This window comes from Mesorhizobium sp. WSM4976 (assembly GCF_029625685.1).
In the GTDB taxonomy this organism is placed as follows: domain Bacteria; phylum Pseudomonadota; class Alphaproteobacteria; order Rhizobiales; family Rhizobiaceae; genus Mesorhizobium.
The window spans coordinates 195,242-214,384 of sequence record NZ_JARTVT010000004.1; the positions used below are offsets into that span (position 1 = coordinate 195,242).

At 64.3% G+C, this 19,143-nt stretch carries 18 protein-coding genes and 1 tRNA gene; 9 read left to right on the forward strand and 10 right to left on the reverse strand.

The genetic code is table 11. The features are described 5' to 3' along the window. Nucleotides 1-129: 129 nt before the first annotated feature. Together P9272_RS06810 and P9272_RS06815 are read left to right on the forward strand one after the other, a co-directional pair. Nucleotides 130-204: transfer RNA gene (locus P9272_RS06810), tRNA-Gly, on the forward strand. A gap of 738 nt (nucleotides 205-942) precedes the next feature. Then, nucleotides 943-1,131, forward strand: coding sequence for a hypothetical protein (locus tag P9272_RS06815; protein ID WP_128257911.1), 189 nt, complete (start codon nucleotides 943-945; stop codon nucleotides 1,129-1,131). Nucleotides 1,132-1,367: 236 nt separating this feature from the next. Here P9272_RS06815 and P9272_RS06820 read toward each other — a convergent pair whose 3' ends face one another. Both P9272_RS06820 and P9272_RS06825 read right to left on the reverse strand, forming a co-directional pair. Then, a complete protein-coding gene (locus tag P9272_RS06820) occupies nucleotides 1,368-1,664 on the reverse strand; it encodes an adenylate cyclase (protein WP_278159918.1) in 297 nt (98 codons plus the stop codon). 248 nt (nucleotides 1,665-1,912) lie between these two features. Beyond that, nucleotides 1,913-2,353 carry an Lrp/AsnC family transcriptional regulator gene (locus P9272_RS06825; protein ID WP_128257910.1) on the reverse strand — a complete coding sequence of 147 codons (441 nt, stop codon included), beginning with the start codon at nucleotides 2,351-2,353 and terminating at the stop codon, nucleotides 1,913-1,915. A gap of 133 nt (nucleotides 2,354-2,486) precedes the next feature. Between P9272_RS06825 and rocF the strand changes: the two genes are divergently transcribed. Next, nucleotides 2,487-3,419, forward strand: a complete 933-nt coding sequence (gene rocF, locus P9272_RS06830) for an arginase (protein ID WP_278159919.1) — start codon at nucleotides 2,487-2,489, stop codon at nucleotides 3,417-3,419. 2 nt (nucleotides 3,420-3,421) lie between these two features. Then, a complete protein-coding gene (locus P9272_RS06835) occupies nucleotides 3,422-4,480 on the forward strand; it encodes an ornithine cyclodeaminase (RefSeq protein WP_278159920.1) in 1,059 nt (352 codons plus the stop codon). A 63-nt stretch (nucleotides 4,481-4,543) separates the two neighbouring features. On the opposite strand, the gene P9272_RS06840 is transcribed toward P9272_RS06835, so the two are convergent. From P9272_RS06840 to P9272_RS06860, 5 genes are all read right to left on the reverse strand, one after another. Continuing rightward, the gene (locus P9272_RS06840) at nucleotides 4,544-5,545 is read right to left on the reverse strand and encodes a substrate-binding domain-containing protein (RefSeq protein WP_278159921.1); all 1,002 of its coding nucleotides are present in this window, start codon (nucleotides 5,543-5,545) and stop codon (nucleotides 4,544-4,546) included. 22 nt (nucleotides 5,546-5,567) lie between these two features. After that, a complete protein-coding gene (locus P9272_RS06845) occupies nucleotides 5,568-6,584 on the reverse strand; it encodes an ABC transporter permease (RefSeq protein WP_128257906.1) in 1,017 nt (338 codons plus the stop codon). Next, nucleotides 6,581-8,083, reverse strand: a complete 1,503-nt coding sequence (locus P9272_RS06850) for a sugar ABC transporter ATP-binding protein (RefSeq protein ID WP_278159922.1) — start codon at nucleotides 8,081-8,083, stop codon at nucleotides 6,581-6,583. The genes P9272_RS06845 and P9272_RS06850 overlap by 4 nt, the downstream gene beginning before the upstream one ends. A 136-nt stretch (nucleotides 8,084-8,219) precedes the next feature. Beyond that, nucleotides 8,220-9,185 (reverse strand): sugar ABC transporter substrate-binding protein, encoded by a 966-nt coding sequence (locus P9272_RS06855; RefSeq protein ID WP_278159923.1) that lies wholly within the window; start codon nucleotides 9,183-9,185, stop codon nucleotides 8,220-8,222. A gap of 379 nt (nucleotides 9,186-9,564) precedes the next feature. Next, nucleotides 9,565-10,584, reverse strand: coding sequence for an LLM class flavin-dependent oxidoreductase (locus tag P9272_RS06860; RefSeq protein WP_128257903.1), 1,020 nt, complete (start codon nucleotides 10,582-10,584; stop codon nucleotides 9,565-9,567). Nucleotides 10,585-10,868: 284 nt separating this feature from the next. Between P9272_RS06860 and P9272_RS06865 the strand changes: the two genes are divergently transcribed. Then, the gene (locus P9272_RS06865) at nucleotides 10,869-11,624 is read left to right on the forward strand and encodes a COG4280 domain-containing protein (RefSeq protein WP_278160005.1); all 756 of its coding nucleotides are present in this window, start codon (nucleotides 10,869-10,871) and stop codon (nucleotides 11,622-11,624) included. Beyond that, entirely contained in the window at nucleotides 11,621-11,830 is a 210-nt protein-coding gene (locus tag P9272_RS06870) for a hypothetical protein (protein WP_278159924.1), read from the forward strand. Before P9272_RS06865 ends, P9272_RS06870 begins: the two co-directional genes overlap by 4 nt. Before the next feature lie 266 nt (nucleotides 11,831-12,096). Here the strand turns inward: P9272_RS06870 and P9272_RS06875 are convergent, their stop codons facing one another. After that, complete coding sequence (locus P9272_RS06875) at nucleotides 12,097-12,729, reverse strand: isoprenylcysteine carboxylmethyltransferase family protein (protein WP_128257901.1); 633 nt, start codon at nucleotides 12,727-12,729, stop codon at nucleotides 12,097-12,099. Between the two features lie 216 nt (nucleotides 12,730-12,945). On the opposite strand from P9272_RS06875, the gene P9272_RS06880 reads away from it, so the two are divergent. The 3 genes from P9272_RS06880 (at nucleotide 12,946) to P9272_RS06890 (ending at nucleotide 16,072) form a co-directional block, all read left to right on the forward strand. After that, entirely contained in the window at nucleotides 12,946-13,731 is a 786-nt protein-coding gene (locus P9272_RS06880) for a hypothetical protein (protein ID WP_278159925.1), read from the forward strand. A gap of 238 nt (nucleotides 13,732-13,969) precedes the next feature. Next, nucleotides 13,970-14,647: a winged helix-turn-helix domain-containing protein gene (locus P9272_RS06885; protein ID WP_128257899.1), complete on the forward strand. Its 678-nt coding sequence runs from the start codon at nucleotides 13,970-13,972 to the stop codon at nucleotides 14,645-14,647. Nucleotides 14,648-14,692: 45 nt separating this feature from the next. Further along, nucleotides 14,693-16,072, forward strand: a complete 1,380-nt coding sequence (locus tag P9272_RS06890; protein ID WP_278159926.1) for a HAMP domain-containing sensor histidine kinase — start codon at nucleotides 14,693-14,695, stop codon at nucleotides 16,070-16,072. 57 nt (nucleotides 16,073-16,129) lie between these two features. Here P9272_RS06890 and P9272_RS06895 read toward each other — a convergent pair whose 3' ends face one another. Continuing rightward, nucleotides 16,130-17,281 (reverse strand): glycosyltransferase family 2 protein, encoded by a 1,152-nt coding sequence (locus tag P9272_RS06895; RefSeq protein WP_278159927.1) that lies wholly within the window; start codon nucleotides 17,279-17,281, stop codon nucleotides 16,130-16,132. After that, on the reverse strand, nucleotides 17,278-18,906 hold the full coding sequence (locus P9272_RS06900; protein WP_278159928.1) for a glycosyltransferase family 39 protein: 1,629 nt from the start codon (nucleotides 18,904-18,906) through the stop codon (nucleotides 17,278-17,280). Before P9272_RS06900 ends, P9272_RS06895 begins: the two co-directional genes overlap by 4 nt. Between the last annotated feature and the right edge of the window lie 237 nt (nucleotides 18,907-19,143).

Below are 19,143 nucleotides of genomic sequence, written 5' to 3' on the forward strand. Positions count from 1 at the left end.
GAGATGCTTCGGCGATTGCGGCCTCGCCCACAGGTGCCTCCAGGTCGCAGGAAAAAGACCGTCATTTCCCTGTTGCAATCGCCGCGCTCTTCGGCCATATAGGCGCGGCTTGCGGCCGAGGCCGCGCGAGCGGGTGTAGCTCAGGGGTAGAGCACAACCTTGCCAAGGTTGGGGTCGGGCGTTCGAATCGCCTCACCCGCTCCAGTTTCCTCCACCGAGGATCAAGCATCGAAAAGCCGCGGTTCACCGCGGCTTTTTCGCGTTTGGATCCTGCTGATCTGCCAATTGCGTTCGGACTGCGGGTCAAGTGATGGTTCTTTCCCTGACAGTTGGGGTCCGCAATTCGGAAAGTGCTGGCGTACCATCAGACTTGGGTCGCATGCCGAAGGGACTGTAGAACCTCTTCTGCCACGTCCTCGATAAGTATATGTTGGGTCAAAGTGCTGGAATTAATCCGGCCGGCATTGTCGCGGGGTCATTCTCGCGAGTCGTTACGTTGGGGCATAGCAGGAGCAATTCCAGGAAAAGCGTGAGCGGACTGGTTCGGTGCCTTCGCCGCATCCTTCCGCTAGAAATGGCGTCCGAGCAAACAGCTAGAGCAAAACGGCCATGAGGTTCACAGCTTTACAGGATCCGTGCGGCCAGTGGATGGTCTATGATCAGCGGTCCGGGTGCCCGGCGCAGATACCGGACATGGTGTTTATTGGCCTCCAACGCGCGCAGGCGGAAGAGCTCGCCAGCCAGGCAAATGAACTCGTCTCGACACCCCGTCCGGCGGCACTTTCGCGGTATTTCAGCCTTTTATCGATATTTTACTGGCCTGCGGCGGAACAACCGGCCGCTATTTCGACTTCTCTGCGCGTCGTGGAAGGCGAACCTGGCAGGCACTGGGTCAAAACAAGGACTTGAAGTGCTCTGGCCGCGCCGCAACAAGGAGCGCCGATGAGGTTCGCAGCGATGCAGGATCCGTGTGACGACTGGCTGGTCTGTGATTTGGTTTTCGACCTGCCGGCTGAAATGGAAGGTCGGCCGCTGATCGGGTTGACGCGCGCCGAAGCCGAGCAGTTTGCTGACCGGGCCAATGCCAAGCACGCTGCCAATTTCCCCGTGCCGCTCGCCAGCGTCGCCTGACCGTGCAGCCGCAATTCGGCGTTGCGCCAGCCGATTCGAGCGCGAGAGCGGGGAATGAGCCGGCATGAAGCGGTCGTTCCGCGGAAACATCCGACGCACGGGTCTCAACGCCGGGAGCATGATGCCGAAAGGTCTGAGAGGTTTCCGACGGCATCATGCCCTCTCCTTGAGTGAGAGACGGATTTCGGACGTCCGGTCCAACCTGCCTGAAATCACACGGCTCGGACGCCCGCCACCTAATGGTTGTGGGACTGCTGGAACCCGGCCACGTCATACTGCGATACGCTCTTCGGATTCTTCGAGTTCTGCGGCTGAGTCCCGGCATAATGTGTTCCCGCATTGCCATCCGGATTGAAAGCAGAACCCGGAGCGGCGGCGGCGTTGCCCGGGGTTGCACTCCCCGTCTCGGCGGTGCCGATGGTCTGGTTCGGCTGACCGGTCGTGCCGGTGACGGTGTGGACGTTGGCGGCGAAGGCTATTCCGGTGGAAGCTATGAACAAGCCGGTCACTAACGGCGTGAGGAGATGTTTCATCGTATTCTCCTAAAGGCGCTGGGTTTCAGGAGGGGCTCTCGGTCTTTGGGAGCACCCGGCTCAGTTGATGCATGTCGCCCAAGACCGCGTGTGGCGCGGAGCGAGATGCAGCAAGACAGGGACAAAGGGGGGCGACCGAATCCGTGTCGACGCACCCTTGACATGCCAAAAACGTCTTTCGGACCGCCTCTCTTCCCGGACCTCGCGAATCTGTGATGTGGACGGAGCCGGCCCCGCTCATTGCGCGGCTAAGCCAGGCGCGCCCGCGTCGTCCTCGGCGTCGCCAGCAGAAGGCTGGTTTCGCTGCCTGTTATGCCGGGGATCAGCCGGATTCGCCGCAGCACCGCGTCGAAATCGGTGAGCGTGGCGGTGCCGAGCTCGACCACGAGGTCCCAGCGGCCGTTGGTGGTGTGGATCGTCGAAACCTCGGGAAAGCCGCCGAGCGCCCGTATGACACGGTCGGCGGCATGGCCCTCGATCTCGATCATCATCACGCCGCGTATCCTCTGGTCGACCGCGTCGGCGCGCAGCACCACCGTGTAGCCGATGATCTCGCCGGATTTCTCCAGCCGCTCCATGCGCGCCCTGACCGTGGCGCGCGACACGCCAAGATCGACCGCGAGGTCGGAAACGCTGCGCCGCGCATCATGCCGCAGAAGCGTGACCAGTCTTTCGTCGAGCGCGTCCATGATTGCCCACTTCGATCAAATTACTTGCCCAGACTGATAAATCATTCTTCTCGAAATGCCAATTTTACCTGTTCGAACCGCCAGCGCCCCATGCTCCAATCACACCAATCAATCGCGAGGACTGAAAAGAATCATGCGCTGCAGGATCGTCGGCGCGCCGGTGCAGGACGGCGCGGGCAGGATGGGATGCGAGATGGGGCCGAGCGCGCTGCGCACGGCAGGCCTCGTCTCGGTGCTTTCGGAGCTTGGCCATGAGGTCGAGGACTGGGGCGCGGTCGAGAAGGCGGTGGCGCGCCCGGTGGTCCACGGCAACCTCGCGCTGAAGGCATTGCCGGAGATCTCCGCATGGACGACGGCAATTGCCGAGACCGCTTATGAGGCTTCCAACGAAGCCATGCCGATTTTCCTTGGCGGCGATCATTCGATCTCAGCCGGCACCGTCTCCGGCGTGGCGCGCCGTGCCGCGGAGCGCGGCCGGCCGCTTTTCGTGCTGTGGCTCGACGCGCATCCCGATTTCCACACGCTCGACACCACCACCAGCGGCAATCTGCACGGCGTCCCGCTCGCCTATGCCAGCGGACAGGCAGGGTTCTCGGGCTATTTTCCGGATCTGCCCGCGACCGTCGACCCAGGCCGCGTCTGCGCCATGGGCCTGCGCAGCGTCGACCCGGCCGAGCGCCGCGCGCTGAAGCAGGCGGGCGTCACCGTGCACGACATGCGCGCCATCGACGAGCACGGCATCGCACCCTTGCTGCGCGCCTTCCTGGCCCGCGTCGAGAGGGAGAACGGGCTGCTGCACGTCAGCCTCGACGTCGACTTCCTCGACCCGTCGATCGCGCCGGCCGTTGGCACCACCGTTCCCGGCGGCGCCACCTTCCGCGAGGCGCATCTGGTGATGGAGATGCTGTCAGACTCAAGCCTGGTTTCGAGCCTCGACCTGGTCGAATTGAACCCGTTCCTCGACGAGCGCGGCCGCACCGCGATCCTCATGGTCGACCTCACTGCCAGCCTGATGGGCCGCCGCATCATGGACCGCCCCACCCGCAGCCACTCCGGAAGCCTCTGATCATGACGCAGCCTTCGCGCCTCGCCATCGTTCCCTTCGTAAGCGTCGACCGCATGATGAAGCTGGTGCTCGCCATCGGCGTCGAGCGCTTCCTCATCGAGCTCGCAGCATACATCGAGGAGGATTTCCGCCGTTGGGAGCTGTTCGACAAGACGCCGCGCATCGCTTCGCACAGCCATGACGGCGTCATCGAGCTGATGCCGACCAGCGACGGCAAGATGTACGGCTTCAAATATGTCAACGGCCATCCGAAGAACATGCGCGAGGGCCGCCAGACGGTCACGGCCTTCGGCGTGCTGGCCGATGTCGGCTCCGGCTATCCGATGCTGCTCACCGAAATGACCATCCTGACGGCGCTGCGCACCGCCGCCACTTCCGCCTTGGCCGCCAAATACCTGGCCCCAAGGGGCTCGCGCGCCATGGCCATCATCGGTAACGGCGCCCAGTCGGAGTTCCAGGCCATCGCCTTCAAGGCGCTGCTCGGCATCGACAGGCTGCGGCTCTACGACATCGACCGCTCCGCTTCCGAAAAATGCGCCCGCAACCTTGCCGGCAAGGGCTTCGACGTCACCATCTGTTCGACCGGCCAGGATGCCGTGGAAGGCGTCGACATCATCACCACGGTGACGGCGGACAAGCAGTACGCCACGATCCTCACCGACAACATGGTCGGCTCCGGCGTCCACATCAACGCCGTAGGCGGCGACTGCCCAGGCAAGACCGAGCTGCATCGCGACATCCTGTTGCGCTCCGACATCTTCGTCGAGTTCGCGCCGCAAACGCGCGTCGAGGGCGAGATCCAGCAGCTCGACGCCGACCATCCGGTGACCGAGCTGTGGCAGGTGATGAACGGAAAGGCTGAGGGCCGCAAGGCGCCGGAGCAGATCACGCTGTTCGATTCCGTCGGCTTCGCCACCGAGGATTTTTCGGCGCTTCGCTATGTCCGCGACCAGCTCCAGACCACCGGCCTCTATGAGGAGCTCGACCTGCTCGCCGACCCCGACGAGCCGCGCGACCTGTTCGGCATGTTGGAGAGGGCGGCCATGCAGCCGGCGGCGTGAGGCCGTTGGCCCGGACTGTCCTAAGCGCCGGCCAGCCTCATAGGGCATTGACGATGCAGGCGCCTAACGCCGCGGCGCCGCGCAGCTCTCCCGCTCGACCAGCGCCGGCGCCAGCACCTCGCGCCTTGACGGCGCTTCCGGCTCGCTCAGCCGCTCCAGCAGCAGGCTCACCGCGCGTATGCCGATCTTCTCCACCGGCTGCGCGATCGTAGTCAGCGAAGGCCAGGTGGTGACCGCATAGGGGATGTCGTCGAAACCGACCATCGAGATGTCGTCGGGAACTCGCAGGCCTCGCGCCCGCAGCGCCGTGATCGCGCCCATGGCCATCAGGTCGTTGCAGGCGAACACCGCGGTAATGTCCGACTCCCGCCCCATCAGCTTATCCATTGCGACGCGACCGCCGGCGAAGTGATAGTCGGAATCGACGATCGACGAGGCCGGCAGTTCGAGTCCCGCTTCACCGAGCGCCCGCACGAATCCGCGCAGGCGGGCCGGGCTGGAGCTGGAATCGCGCGGGCCGCCGATGGCGCCGATCTTCCGATGCCCGAGCCCGACCAGATACCGGCCGGCGAGATAGCCGCCGTGGTCGTGGTCGACAAGCACCGAATCGACATTGACCGACTGGATCTCGCGGTCGAGCAGCACCGCCGGCACGCTGGGCAGGAGGCGGGCGAACACCCGCGCATGGTCGGACGAGCCGGCAAAGATCAGCCCGTCGATCTGCTTGGCCATCAGCACCGAGAGGTAGCGCTCCTCCTTCTCGGCATTGCCGTCGGAATTGCACAGGATCACCGTGTAGCCGGATACGAAACCCGCATCCTCTATCTGACGCGCGACGCTGGCGAAGAACGGGTTGGAATTGTCCGGCAGCAGAAGCCCGATGGTCTTGGTCTCGCCGCGCCGCAGACTCCGCGCCACCGAGTTCGGGCTGTAGCGCAAGGCGGTGATCGCGGCCTGCACACGCTCGGCCGTCTCCGGCTCGACATGACGCGTGCGGTTCATCACATGCGAGACGGTCGCGACGGACACCCCCGCGTGGCGCGCAACATCGGCAATAGTCGTCATATCCCTGGTTCCCCGAGGTCTCCTACCGAACCTTGCGCAGCAGCCTCTCCCGATATGCGTCTAGGATGACCGCGAGCACGATGACAAGGCCGATCACGATCGGTTTGAAATTGTCGCCGACGCCGAGCAGCTGCAACCCGGTGGAGAGCACCTGCAGGATGCAGGCGCCGACCAGCGTGCCGATTATCGAGCCCTTGCCGCCGCTGAGGCTGGTGCCGCCGATGATAACGGCGGCGATGGCGTTGAGCTCGTACCCGACGCCGGCGATGGGGCTGCCGATGTTGAGGCGCAACAGATAGACCATGGCCGCAATGCCGGCGGTGAGGCCGCTGATGGTGAAGGCGGCGACCTTGTAGAAATCCGGATTGTGGCCCGACAGCCGCACCGCCTCGTCATTGGTGCCGACGGCGAAGATCATGCGGCCGAAGACGGTAAAGCGCAGCACGAACCAGCCGGCCGCGATCACCAGCACCGCGACCAGGAAGATCGACGGCAGGAAGCCGCCGATGATCAGGTTGCCGAAATCGACGAAACTCTGCGGCAGGCCGGTGATGGTGGAATTGTCGCTGACGACGCGGGCGGCGCCCGCCGCCATGTTGAGCATGCCGAGCGTGACGATGAAGGAGGGTATCTTCCAACGCGTCGAGATCCAGCCATTGAGGAAGCCGCACACCGCGCCCGTCGCCATGCAGGCCAGAAGCGCCAGCGTGATCGCGACCGCAGGCGACAGGCTCTCGTCGATCATCACGGTGGCGCCGACCACGGTGCAGAGCGCCAGCACCGAGCCGACCGACAGATCGATGCCGCCGGTCAGGATGACGAAGGTCATGCCCGCCGCCAGCACCGTGTTGATGGCGATCTGCACGAAGATCTTCAGCGCATTGTCGGGGGTGGCGAAGTAGGGCGCCGTGGCCGAGAAGAACAAGGTGATCAGCACCAGCGCCAGGAGCACGCCGGCGTCGCGGATCAGGAAGCGCAGGAATTTCGCCCGGCCGGGTGAAACAGGCGCCGACACCAGCGGTTCGGACGTCTCGGTCATGGTCGCACATACTCCTGATAGGCGAGCGACAGGATGCGCTCCTGGTCGAATTCGGCGCGCGGCACCTCGCCGACGATACGGTTCCTGGAAAAGACGATGATGCGGTGGCACATGCCCATCAGCTCGGGCAGGTCGGACGAGACCATGATGATGCCCTTCTGTTGCGCCGCCAGCATCCAGAGCAGCTGGTAGATCTCGCGCCGGGCGCCGATATCGACGCCGCGCGTCGGCTCGTCGAGGATCAGCGTCGAGGTGCCGCGGAACAGCCACTTGGCCAGCACCACCTTCTGCTGGTTGCCGCCCGAGAGGTTGCGCACGGCCTGCTCGATCGAGCTTGCCTTGACCCGCAGCTGGCCGACGAGATCGTTTGCCGCCGCGGCCTCGGCGCGGCGGTTGAGCAGCCCGTTGCGCGAGATTTTGCCGAGATCGGTGATGGTGATGTTCTTGTCGACGGCCATGTCGAGCAGCAGGCCCTGACCTTTGCGGTCCTCGGTAAGCAGGCTCAAGCCATGCCGCACCGCGTCCTTGGGGGCGGCGATCGCCACCGGCTTGCCGTCGATCTCGACAACGCCGTCGAGCTTCGGATCGGCGCCGAACAAGGCGCGCATCGCTTCGGTGCGGCCGCTGCCGACCAGCCCGGCGACGCCGAGGATCTCCCCATGGCGCACGGCGAAGGAGATATCGGGCGTCGAGGCGTCGCGCTTCAGATTGGCGACGCTGAGCGCGACCTTGCCGGGCACGATGGCGTCATCGAAGCTGTACTCATCGGCGATGTCGCGGCCGATCATCATGCGCACCAGGTCGGGCACGGTGAGGCCATGGAGATCGCGCGTGGCGACCACCCTGCCGTTGCGCAGCACCGTCACCCGCTCGCCGATCTCGAACACCTCATGCAGGCGGTGCGAGATGTAGATGATGGTGACGCCTTTTGACTTGAGCCGCTTGATGATGGCGAAGAGCCGCGTGATCTCTGGCGGCGTCAGCGTCGCCGTCGGCTCATCCAGCACAAGAAGCTTCGAATCGTAGCTCAACGCCTTGGCGATCTCGACCAGCTGCATCTGCGCCACGCCGAGCGCCTCGACCCGCGTCCGCGGGTCAATCTCGAGGCCCACCTCTTTCAGCAATGCGACAGCGCGCCGGTTGAGCGCCTTGCGGTCGACGATGCCCAAGGCGCGTCGCGGCAGGTTTTCCAGCATCAGATTCTCGGCGATGCTGAGATAGGGCAGAAGGTTGAGCTCCTGGTGCACGATACGGATGCCGCTCAGCTGCGCGTCGTGCGGCGACTTCGGCTGGTAAGCCGCGCCGTTGAAGGCGATGGTGCCGGTGTCCGGTTCGTAGATGCCGGCCAGGAGCTTGATCAGGGTCGACTTGCCGGCGCCGTTCTCGCCAAGCACGATATGTGTTTCGCCGCGCGCGATCGACAGCGAGACGTCGCTCAGCGCCACGACGCCCGGGAAGACCTTTCCGACCCCTTCAAGGGAAAGAATCACATCGTCCATGCAGCAATCCTGAATGGCGTTCTTCGGCCGCAAGGCGGCGTGAACGCGCCGCCATCGCCGCCGGCAGTTTGCCGGCGGCGATGATGAGACAAGCGAAAGGACGGCACCAGAGGGAGTCCCGGCGCCCTTGCTCGCCTCAGGCCGTAATCAGCTTGACGTCGGTCTTGACCCAGCCGGAGAACTTCTCGCCGGCGAGCTCGCGCAGGCCGTAATCGATGCCCATGGCCGCCATCTGCGCGCCATACTGCTCGACCGTGGCGAGCATCTTGCCCTCTTTCAGCAGCGGGCCGACGGCCGGGATGTTGTCGAAGCCGACCACCTTGATCTTGCCCGACTTGCCGGCGGCGTCGATCGCCTTGACGACGCCGAGCGCCATCGAATCGTTGGCCGCCATCACGCCCTGGATATCCGGATGCTGAGTGAGGAAGTTGGTCATCAGCGTGTTGGCTTCCTCGGTCTCCCAATGCGCGGTCTTGGAGTCGAGCAGCTTCAGCCCGTACTCCTTCACCGAATCGTCAAAACCGAGCTTGCGTTGCTTGGCATTGTCGGCCTCAGGATTGCCCTCGAGGATGACGACCTTGCCGCCCTTGCCCAGCGCCTTGCCGAGCGCGTCGCCGGCAAGCTTGGCACCGGCGCGGTTGTCCGGGCCGAAGAAGGCGAGATCCACGCCGGCCTTCTTCTTGGCTTTCTCGTCGAGCGCGACGTCGATGTTGATGACCTTGATGCCGGCCTTCAGCGCCTTGGCGATCGGCGTGACCATGGCCTTCGAATCGGCCGGCGCCACGACGATGATGTTGTATTTCTGGGTTATGAAGTTCTCGATGGCATCGACCTGGGCGGCGAAGTCGCGCTCGTCCTTCATGCCGACGGCGGCGAAATCGAACTTGTCCTTGTTCTTAGCCGCATACGCCTCCGCGCCGGCCTGCATCTGCTTGAAGAACTCGTTGGCCAGGGACTTCATCACCAGGCCGACCTTCGGCTTGTCGGCAGCAAAGGCCGGGCCGAGCGGCAAGGCGAGCGCGCCGGCGGCCAGTGCGCTGGTCTTCAGGAATTGGCGCCGCGAGACCGGGCCAAGCCCGTGCATGTTCGAAATCTTGCTCATTAGTCTCCTCCACTTGATTGAGCCGTAATCGGTTACGTAACCGATTACGCGGCAGACTAGGTTGCTATTTTATCAGATGTCAATATCGACGGTAAGGTGGGCGAGGAGGGCGCTTCGTCGAAGCTGACGTTGGCGATAGAGTGAGGTCTGATCCCTACGGACAGGGCAATCGCATGGGCAGCGCTAGCCCCGCTGCGTCCCGGCGCTGCGCGCCGGGCCACCTCTCAACCGCCGAAGCGCGACCTTCGCGAGCTTTAGGTCCCTCGCCCCGCCAAAGGCGGGGGAGCGGTGGCTCGACGAAGCCGAGGCGGAAAGGCGAGCGCTCCATGCGACTGCCCTGCCCCCGAGGAGGAGATCACGCGGCTCGCCGTTCCGATAACTACCGCCACCCCAGCGCCGGGGCGACATGCTTCAGGATCGCTTCGATAACATGGGCGTTGTAGTCGACGCCGAGCTGGTTGGGCACGGTGAGCAGCAGCGTGTCGGCCTCGGCGATCGCCTCGTCCTGCCTGAGCTGTTCCACCAGCTTGTCCGGCTCGGCGGCATAAGTGCGGCCGAACACGGCGCGCTTCTCCGGCTCGATATAGCCAAAGTGGTCCTCGCCCTCGCTGCCGCCGAAATAGGCCCGGTCCATGTCGTTGACGAGGGCGAAAATGCTGCGGCTGACCGAGACGCGGGGCTCCCTGGCATGGCCGGCTTCCTTCCAGGCGGCGCGATAGGCTCTTATCTGCTTGGCCTGCTGAACATGCAGCGGCTCGCCGCTCTCGTCGAATTTCAGCGTCGAGCTTTGCAGGTTCATGCCGAGCTTGGCGGCCCATATGGCGGTGGCGTCGGTGGCCGCGCCCCACCAGATGCGGTCGCGCAGTCCGGCCGAGAAGGGTTCGAGCCTGAGCAGGCCGGGCGGGTTGGGGAACATTGGCCGCGGATTGGGCTGGGCGAAGCCTTCGCCGCGCAACAGGTCGAGGAAGATCTCCGAGTGCCGGCGCGCCATGTCGGCGTCGCTCTTGCCCTCTTCCGGCACGTAGCCGAAATAGCGCCAGCCATCGATCACCTGCTCGGGCGAGCCGCGGCTGATGCCGAGCTGCAAACGCCCGCCGGCGATGAGGTCCGCTGCGCCCGCGTCCTCCGCCATGTAAAGCGGGTTCTCGTAGCGCATGTCGATGACGGCGGTGCCGAGCTCGATACGCTTCGTCTTGGCGCCCGCCGCGGCAAGCAGCGGAAACGGCGAGGCGAGCTGGCGGGCGAAATGGTGGACGCGGTAATAGGCGCCGTCGGCGCCGAGCTCCTCGGCCGCGACCGCAAGGTCGATCGACTGCAGCAGCGCGTCGGCGCCCGAGCGCGTGCCCGATTGCGGGGAGGGCGACCAATGCCCGAAGGACAGAAATCCGATCTTCTTCATGGCTCCATTCCTGCTGGAGCGGCCGATGGGCCGCTTAAACTCCTTGTTGCACCAGCAGATAGCCAGGGTAGCGCCGCGATACAACGGACACCGAACGGATACAGACCGTCAATGAGTTCTTCGAAATGTCCGGTCCAGTTCTCGCGTCAGAGCGCGATCACATCACGGCACATATGGGTTCCAGCGGGCCGATCGGCCTGCGATCACCTCTGGCATTCTCGCCGCCGCCGGAGCGCTGTATCGTCGCGCCAGCCGATGATTCCTCAGCATTGGACGAAGCCTTCATGCATGGTCTGACACCCGTATTTTCCACTGTAACGGCCTCTTTCCTGGCCTCCTTCGTTGAGGTCGTCGAAGCATTCACCATTGTCCTGGCCGTCGGGGTCACGCGCAGCTGGCGCCCGGCGCTGACGGGCGCCGCGCTGGCGCTTACCCTCCTGGCAGCGCTGGTGCTCGTTTTCGGGCCGCTGCTGGCGCTCGTCCCCATCGCCACCCTGCAATTCGCGGTCGGCGTGCTCCTGATCCTGTTCGGCATGCGCTGGCTGCGAAAGGCGATCCTGCGCAGCGTCGGGGTGATCGCGATGCACGACGAGGAGCAGGCCTTTTCCGAGGAGACGGAGGTGTTGCGGCGGCAGGCCGGCGACCGCCGCGCCGATTACCTGGCCGCCGTCGCGTCGTTCAAGGCGGTGCTGCTCGAGGGTGTCGAAGTGGTCTTCATCGTCATAGCCGTCGGCGCCGCGCACGAGCAGACCCTCTATGCCGGCCTTGGCGCGCTGGCGGCCTTCGTGCTGGTGATGCTGATCGGCCTTGCCGTGCACCGGCCCCTGGCGCGCGTGCCCGAGAATTCGCTCAAATTCGTCGTCGGGCTGATGCTGACCAGCTTCGGCGTGTTCTGGACCAGCGAGGGCCTCGGCGCGGCGTGGCCGGGCGCCGACCTCGCTCTGCTCGCCATCTTCGCCGTCATCGCCGCCGCATCCTTTGCCATCGTGCGCTGGCTGCGCGGCGCCTATCCCGCGCCCGCCGAAGGAATTGCCCGATGATCCGTCTTGTCTTCAAGGGACTCGTCGGCATGTTCGTTGACGACGGCAATCTCGCGCTGCTGGCGCTGATCCTGATCGCGCTGGTCACCGCCGCGGTCAAGGTCCTGGGGCTGCCGCCGCTCGTCGGCGGCTTCCTGCTTCTGGGCGGCTGCCTGGCAATCCTCCTGGAGAGCACCCGCCGCGCCGCGCGCGGCAGGGCGCGCTGACGGGCGGTTGTTCTCTGCCAAATCGGCGCAAACGCTGGAGATTTGGCGGAAGCCTCTCAACCTGTCATTCACGGGCGGAGCGACGCGAAGCGGAGCGCAGACCCGAGGACATTCCATGACCTTGGCGGAGGAACGCAGCGGAGCAGAATTCTGGACCGCCGAAACACCTCGACGTCACGGAATGGATCTGACAAGCGTTTCGGCCAAATCTCCGACGTATGCCGCCTGCCAGGCAACCGTAGTCGTCGGTCGTTCCGTGCCGGGAACTAGTAGACCGTGAAAAGCGTCGGCAGGTGGCCGCTGAGGCGGGCATACTCGACCACCTCGATCACCGGAAACAGCGCCAGGAAGTAGAGCCCGTCGCGGAACGTGTTGCGCAGCGCGCGCGTCGAGAACAGCCACTGTTCCTCGTCATGGTAAAGCAGTGGGTTCGGCCAGAAGCGGGGCGTGCGTTGGGCATAGGCGGCATGGACGGCGCCAAATTTGCCGGCGAGGTACTCGGCCTCCTTACGCGCGGTGAACCGGAAGACGAGGAAGCTTGCCAGGCCGAGCATCGCGGCCGCCAGCACCGAGCCGAACATCAGCCCGATACCGACCGCGCCGACGGTCGAGAAGAAATAGAGCGGGTTCTGGGTCATCGAGAACGGGCCGGACACGATCAGCTCGTCATTCTTCCTGCCGCCGACGAAAAGGATGCTCCACAGCCGGCCCAGGAAGCAGGTCAGCACCATCGCAAAGCCGATCGTCTCCAGCGCTTCATGTCCGTTCGATCCTTCGGCCAGCGCCGGTCTGCTGAAGAGAAGCAGGATGACGGCAAGCACAGCTGCCACCTGGACGACGATCAGGCGCTTGTGCTGGTCGAACGCTTTCGGCGCCGATTTGAGGGACGTGTAGGCCATTCTTCCTCACCGCTACGGCGCCGAGACGGACGCCGGATTTTCTCTAGCTCTTCCGCGGGGCGATGACGAGACCCGGCCAATGTATTTGGCCGACCTTACGAATTTGTAAGGACGCGGACAGGCTGCGGTGAATTCGCCTGCCTAGCCTGACTGCCACGGGTTGTCGGCTTGAACGGAGCGCCGACGACCGGCTCTTACGGGATGACAGCCTTCGCCATGATCATGACAGCCATCGAAGACGGGTCCGAATTGAACCGGGTCCCGGACGTCACCATCGATTTCTGGCTGATCAAGATCATGGCTGTGACCATGGGCGAGACGGCGGCTGATTATCTCGCCGTCAATCTCGGCCTGGGCCTTACCGGCACGTCGCTCATCATGGCCGTGGTTCTGATTGTCGCGCTCGCCCTGCAATTCGCGCAGAATCGCTACGTGCCCTGGGCCTACTGGCTGGCGGTCGTGCTGATCAGCATCGTCGGCACGCTGGTCGCCGACAATCTCGTCGACAATTTCGGCGTGCGGCTGGAGACGACGACCATCATCTTCTCGGTCGCCCTCGCACTGATCTTCATCGCCTGGTACGTCAGCGAGAAGACCCTGTCGATCCACACCATCTTCACCACCAGGCGCGAAATCTTCTATTGGCTGGCGATCCTGTTCACCTTTTCGCTCGGCACGACCGCCGGCGATCTGGTCGCCGAGCGCTTCGACATGGGTTATCTCGCGACTGGCCTTATATTTGGTGCTGTCATTGCGGCGGTCGCGCTGGCCTGGTTTTTCCTCGGGCTGAACGGCATCCTCGCCTTCTGGCTCGCCTATATCCTGACCCGGCCGTTGGGCGCCTCCTTCGGCGACCTGCTGGCGCAGCCGGTCGAATATGGCGGCATGGGCTTCGGTACCACTTTCACCAGCCTGATCTTCCTCGGCTGCATCGTGGTCATCGTTCTTTATATGACGCTGAAGAGCCTGATCGACGAAGATGAGCAGGCTCTGCTCGACTGAGCGCGATCCATGAACCACCCGTCTCGCAAAAATGTGTAGCGGTCTTCGATCCACGAATGCGTAAAAGCAGATGGTTAGAGCAATCCATCCGGAATTGCGCCAAGACGACAAGATGGGCATGATGCCGTCCGATAGCCGGTTCACGCTTTCGGCATCATGTCCTGGAGAACCAGCCAGGAAGAGCCCGGCCGGCGCCGCCATGCCGGCAGGGTTGAGGCGGCAAGGACAGCACGGGGCGATGCGACTTCTGCTTGTTGAGGATGATCCGAGAACCGCCGACTACATCGTTCGCGGGCTGACCGAAGCCGGCCACGTCTGCGATCTCTTGCGCGACGGTCATGACGGCCTCTTCGCCGCGACCCGCAACGCTTATGACGTGATCATCGCCGACCGCATGGTTCCCGGCCTCGACGGGCTGTCGATGATCAAGGCGGTGCGCGCCGCCGGCATCCATACGCCGGCCATCTTCCTGACCTCGATCGGCGGCGTGGACGACCGCGTCGAGGGGCTCGAGGCCGGTGGCGACGACTATCTCGTCAAGCCCTTCGCCTTTTCCGAGCTGCTTGCCCGCATCAACGCGCTCGGCCGCCGGCCGGCGGCGCAGGAGCAGAAGACGGCTTTGCGCGTCGCCGACCTGGAAATGGACCTCATCCAGCGCCGCGTGACCAGGCAGGGCCAGCCGATCGACCTGCAGCCGCGCGAGTTCAGCCTGCTCGAGGTGCTGATGCGCGGCGAAGGCCGCGTCATCACCCGCACCATGCTTCTGGAGCGCGTCTGGGATTTTCACTTCGACCCCAAGACCAGCGTCGTCGAAACCCATATCAGCCGGCTGCGGGCCAAGGTCGACAGGCCTTTCGATGTGCCGCTCATCCACACCGTGCGCAACACCGGCTACAGCCTGCATGTCCCCGCCTGATCTTGCGTCCGCACTTGTAGAGCGACCAACCGCGCTTGCGGTCACATGAGCGAGAGGCGCTCCAGCCTGCTGCGCAGCACGCCGTTCCGGCTGGCGCTGACCTTCGCCTTCCTGTTCCTGCTTGCCTTTATCCTGTCCGGTGCGGTCGTCTATCAGTTGATGAGCGCCTCGCTCGCCAGGCAGCTCGATCAATCGATCAAGGAGACCTACTCCCTGATCGCCGCGACCTATTCGGAGACGGACAAGGAGGACCTCACCACCGCCGTGAAGGACCACGCCCAGTTCAGTCAGGACAAGGACCAGATCTTTTCGCTCACCGATCGCGCCGGCAAGCGCCTCGCCGGGGATTTCACCGCTTCAGGCCTGCCGGACGGGTTTTCCATGTTCGCAGCCGACTTGCCGGGTGTGCCGCCAGGTACCGAATATCGCGCCTATTCGGGCACGGTCGGCAACAACAATTTGACCGTCGCCTTCTCGCTCTCGGAAACCGAGGATCTCGAGATGATCGTGCTGATGAGCTTCGGCTGGGGCACGCTCTTCATCACCGTTCTGGCGATAGCCGGCGGCGCGGTGCTTGCCTCGCGCGTGCAACGGCGGCTCGACGGCATCGCCAGCACCATGGACGACGTCTCGCATGGCCGGCTCGACGCGCGCATCCCGCTGATCGGCAGCGGCGACGACATCGACGCCGTCTCCGCCCAGGTGAATGCGGCGCTCGAGCGCCTGTCCGCCTTGGTCGACGGCATGCGCGAAGTGAGCGCCAACATCGCTCATGATCTCAAGACGCCGCTCAACCGTCTGCAGATGATCCTGGAATCCGCCGCCGATAAGACGGTGTCCGGCGAGGATGTCTCGGCCGAGTTGACCGACGCCCGCGCCGAAAGCCAGCAGATCAACAGCACCTTTGACGCGCTTCTCCGCATCGCCCAGATCGAAGCCGGTGCCCGCAAGGCCCGTTTCGTCGATCTCGACGTCGGGCCGATCGTCGAGACCATCGGCGACGTTTATGCCGATGTCGCGGAGGATGACGGCAAGTCGCTGTCGACGAGTGTCGTTCCGGGTACGAAATGGTATATTCACGGCGACCGGGACCTGCTGATGCAGATGCTCGCCAATCTGGTCGAGAACGCGCTTCGGCATTGCCCGCCGGGCACCGCGATCGGGCTTTCAGTGACCAGGGACGGCAGCCAAGTCCTCATCCATGTCCGCGACAATGGCCCGGGCATTCCCGCCGAGGAACGCGAAAAGGTATTCCGCCGCCTGTACCGGCTGGATGCGAGCCGCACGACGCCGGGCAGTGGTCTGGGCCTGAGCCTGGTCAAGGCGGTGGCGGACCTGCATGGCGCCGCTATAACGCTTGAGGATTGCGACCCGGGTCTCGGCGTGACCGTCAGCTTTCCGGCCGTGCGAGCACCCGTTGCCTGAGGGCGGGATGATAGAGCAATAGCCGGCGGCCGGGGACGCACCACGATGCCTGCTGTCTCAGCGTGGTCGCCATGTGATGGCGGAATTGGTCACATAGTTCCAAGCCGCGCCCACCGCAGCCGCCGCCAGACCCGCCATCCACCAGCGCGAGGGATTCGTGTAGAGCAGGCTCGACACGCCGACGCCGGCCACCACGCCGAAACTGCACAGGGCCGCGAACATGCCGAAGCCCGTCAGGAACCGCCAGCCCCGCCGGCGCAGGTCCCGGTAGGTGAAGGCATTGTTGAGCGTGTAGTTGAAGGCCATGGCGGTGAACATTGCTGCCGTCTGGGCTGCAGTGAATGGCAGGCCCTCTGACAGAAGGGCATGCAGGGCCGCGAGATGGACGAACACGCCGGCGGAGCCGACGAGACCGAAGGCAAGAAACCGCGTCGAGATCAAGTCTCCCGACGCCTTGGCGATCAGCAGGCCGATATATTCGAACACGACCATCGAATCGAGTTTGCTCTGTCCATGGAGGCGAGGACCGAACACATAGGGAATTTCCTTGATCCGCATGGCCGGTGAGGACGCCACGATGTCCAGCAGGATCTTGAAGCCCTGTCGCGACAAACGCGGCGCGACCGCATCGACGATTTCACGGCGCGCCATGAAGAAACCGCTCATCGGATCACGGATCGGCGTCTTCAGGAGCAATTGCGCAAGGCGTGTCGCAAGCCTGCTGCCGTTCGTGCGCAGCTTGGTCATCGCCCCGTCGGCGCTGCCGTCATCCTGGTAGCGGCTGGCGATTACCATGTCGGCCTCGCCGGCACGAACGATTTCGAACATCGCGGACAAGCGCGTTTCGTCATGCTGGAGGTCGCCGTCCATGACCGCGACGACAGGCGCCGAGCTCGACAGTATGCCCTCCAGGCAAGCACCGGCAAGGCCGCGGCGAGCAATGCGCCTGATGGCGCGAACGCGGTGATCGATCGCCGCGATATCGCGAACCGCCGCTATCGTTCCGTCTTTCGAATCGTCATCGACGAAGACGACTTCCCACTGGATATGTGCAAGCGCCTCGCGCAACCTGGCGACCAGCAACCCGATATTGGCGCGCTCGTTCAGCGTCGGGACGACGATGGTGAGTTCGGCGCTTCCACGTGAGGCAACGGCATGTCCTTGCATCGGATCAGCGTCGAGCGGCATCCGGGGCGTGGCCTGATTCATGGCCGGGCGCCGCCCGGAGGGATCGGAGTCTGGCCCCGAGGCGGCGGGGGCATCATGCCTGCTCGTTCAACAGGCAATATCAGCATGTCGAAGACCGGAAATCCGGCGACGCGCTGGGTGACGTGCCGGGCTGGGCCGGTCGCGACAAACAGTCCAGCGAGGCTGTCACGATAGCCCTTTTCGTTGGCTGCCTCGTTGGCGGGATCGAGCGCCGCGATAAGGTATCCCGCGCTGCGGCTGTTCAGCCTATTATCGTCCATGAACTGAAAATGGCGGGGATCGCCCGGCAGCACCTCGATCGGAACGGCACGCCCGATCGCGGCGCCAATGCGCGCTGCCTGCATCCAGTTCGACGCCACCACGAAGCTGTCGCCTGCCCTTGCCTGGCTGGTTTCGGCGCTCTCGGTCAGGACTGACCAGTCGACGATCTGCCAGTTGATGTCGAATTTCGGCGCCCGGTCGAAGAAGGGCCGGGTGAAGGCGCCGGTCCTGGCTTGGACGGCGAATCCGATCGCCAGCAATGGAACCGTGACGGCCGGGACCGCGAAGGATGTGCTGAGCCAGCCGGCATGGCGCCTCGAGAAATCATGACACCATTGGCCGATGAGCGGAAACGCGAAAAGGAACCCGCTCATCGACCAGTGCGGAAGCGAATGCGCGCTGAAAAGCGCAATCGCGTCGAAGAAGACCACCGGAGGGGCCGCGATCAGCAGGAAGAAACGATCGGTCGGCGCCGCACCAGGCCGAGCCGCCCGCCATAGGCAAGCCATCGCGACCAGCCAGATCGTTGGCCAGAGATAAGCTACCTGGCCAAGCATGGTCAGCCCGAAATTTGACGGATGCAGGAGGTGGCCACCTGTCGCCAGGCCTCGGCCGGACTGGAACGCCAGTGATACCCAGCCGTGGCGCATGTTCCACAGCAGGACCGGTATAAGGCCAACCGCCGCGATGACCGCCGCAAGCCAGGGCCCTGGCGTGCGAAGTTGGGCGCGGCCGGACTTCGTCACGGCAAGTATCATCAAGGCGGAAATCGCGAACAGGCCAGCCTGATATTTCGACATCAGGGCCAGACCGAGCGCCACGCCGGCCGCGATCCACCGCGGCAGGCCGTGCCGCGTTTCGCCCCCGATAAGCATCGGCGCCACCAGCCAGGCGCTGGCCAGCAAGAAGAAATCGAGCGGTCCGTCAGGAACGACGAAGTGCCCGGCCGAAATCAGGAAGAATGGCGCCACGCTATAGCAGGCGACAGCCCAGAACGCGGCCGCGGCGCCATATGCCAGTCGGGTGAGCTCAAAAAGCAGAAGTGCCGAAAGCGAGCCGAGCAGTACATAAGGGAGCCTGACAGCGAAACGGCATTCGCAACCCGTGAGATCCGCCATCAACCTGGCAAGGGCGAAGCCGAGCGGAGGATGATCGAAGTAGGACAGCGAATGGCTGCGCGACACCACCACCGCGTAGGCCTCGTCTATCGAAAGGGGAATGACTGCGGCCAGTCCCAGTCGCAGCGCCAGGAGCGCCGCGATCACCAGCAGCGCCTGGCGGGCAGGTGATGTCCAGGAATAGTCCGACGGCTTCGCGGGTGGGTTCCCGGCGACGCTGCTTACCCACGATTGAACGGCTTGCATCGGACGCTACCGGACCACAAGCACGCTCGCGGTCGATGACGGAGCGGCACTCGAACATGCAGGTGCATATGTCCGGGCACATGTGACCGGGCGGAGGCGGGCGCCGGAACGCAACATCTGTGAACGTCTCCTTCAGAGCGCGACAGGCTTGCGGCACGGGTGGAACATTAGCCGCGGCTGTTCGAAGGAGACTTTGCCTCGTCATTCATACTGGCTGTTTGCCGGGGTCTTACAAAT

What these genes read in the sequence shown, in the direction of transcription:
- P9272_RS06815 (WP_128257911.1), top strand. Translation starts at nt 943, where the DNA reads ATGAGGTTCGCAGCGATGCAGGATCCGTGTGACGACTGGCTGGTCTGT.
- P9272_RS06820 (WP_278159918.1), bottom strand. Translation starts at nt 1,664, where the DNA reads ATGAAACATCTCCTCACGCCGTTAGTGACCGGCTTGTTCATAGCTTCC.
- P9272_RS06825 (WP_128257910.1), bottom strand. Translation starts at nt 2,353, where the DNA reads ATGGACGCGCTCGACGAAAGACTGGTCACGCTTCTGCGGCATGATGCG.
- rocF (WP_278159919.1), top strand. Translation starts at nt 2,487, where the DNA reads ATGCGCTGCAGGATCGTCGGCGCGCCGGTGCAGGACGGCGCGGGCAGG.
- P9272_RS06835 (WP_278159920.1), top strand. Translation starts at nt 3,422, where the DNA reads ATGACGCAGCCTTCGCGCCTCGCCATCGTTCCCTTCGTAAGCGTCGAC.
- P9272_RS06840 (WP_278159921.1), bottom strand. Translation starts at nt 5,545, where the DNA reads ATGACGACTATTGCCGATGTTGCGCGCCACGCGGGGGTGTCCGTCGCG.
- P9272_RS06845 (WP_128257906.1), bottom strand. Translation starts at nt 6,584, where the DNA reads ATGACCGAGACGTCCGAACCGCTGGTGTCGGCGCCTGTTTCACCCGGC.
- P9272_RS06850 (WP_278159922.1), bottom strand. Translation starts at nt 8,083, where the DNA reads ATGGACGATGTGATTCTTTCCCTTGAAGGGGTCGGAAAGGTCTTCCCG.
- P9272_RS06855 (WP_278159923.1), bottom strand. Translation starts at nt 9,185, where the DNA reads ATGAGCAAGATTTCGAACATGCACGGGCTTGGCCCGGTCTCGCGGCGC.
- P9272_RS06860 (WP_128257903.1), bottom strand. Translation starts at nt 10,584, where the DNA reads ATGAAGAAGATCGGATTTCTGTCCTTCGGGCATTGGTCGCCCTCCCCG.
- P9272_RS06865 (WP_278160005.1), top strand. Translation starts at nt 10,869, where the DNA reads ATGCATGGTCTGACACCCGTATTTTCCACTGTAACGGCCTCTTTCCTG.
- P9272_RS06870 (WP_278159924.1), top strand. Translation starts at nt 11,621, where the DNA reads ATGATCCGTCTTGTCTTCAAGGGACTCGTCGGCATGTTCGTTGACGAC.
- P9272_RS06875 (WP_128257901.1), bottom strand. Translation starts at nt 12,729, where the DNA reads ATGGCCTACACGTCCCTCAAATCGGCGCCGAAAGCGTTCGACCAGCAC.
- P9272_RS06880 (WP_278159925.1), top strand. Translation starts at nt 12,946, where the DNA reads ATGATCATGACAGCCATCGAAGACGGGTCCGAATTGAACCGGGTCCCG.
- P9272_RS06885 (WP_128257899.1), top strand. Translation starts at nt 13,970, where the DNA reads ATGCGACTTCTGCTTGTTGAGGATGATCCGAGAACCGCCGACTACATC.
- P9272_RS06890 (WP_278159926.1), top strand. Translation starts at nt 14,693, where the DNA reads ATGAGCGAGAGGCGCTCCAGCCTGCTGCGCAGCACGCCGTTCCGGCTG.
- P9272_RS06895 (WP_278159927.1), bottom strand. Translation starts at nt 17,281, where the DNA reads ATGAATCAGGCCACGCCCCGGATGCCGCTCGACGCTGATCCGATGCAA.
- P9272_RS06900 (WP_278159928.1), bottom strand. Translation starts at nt 18,906, where the DNA reads ATGCAAGCCGTTCAATCGTGGGTAAGCAGCGTCGCCGGGAACCCACCC.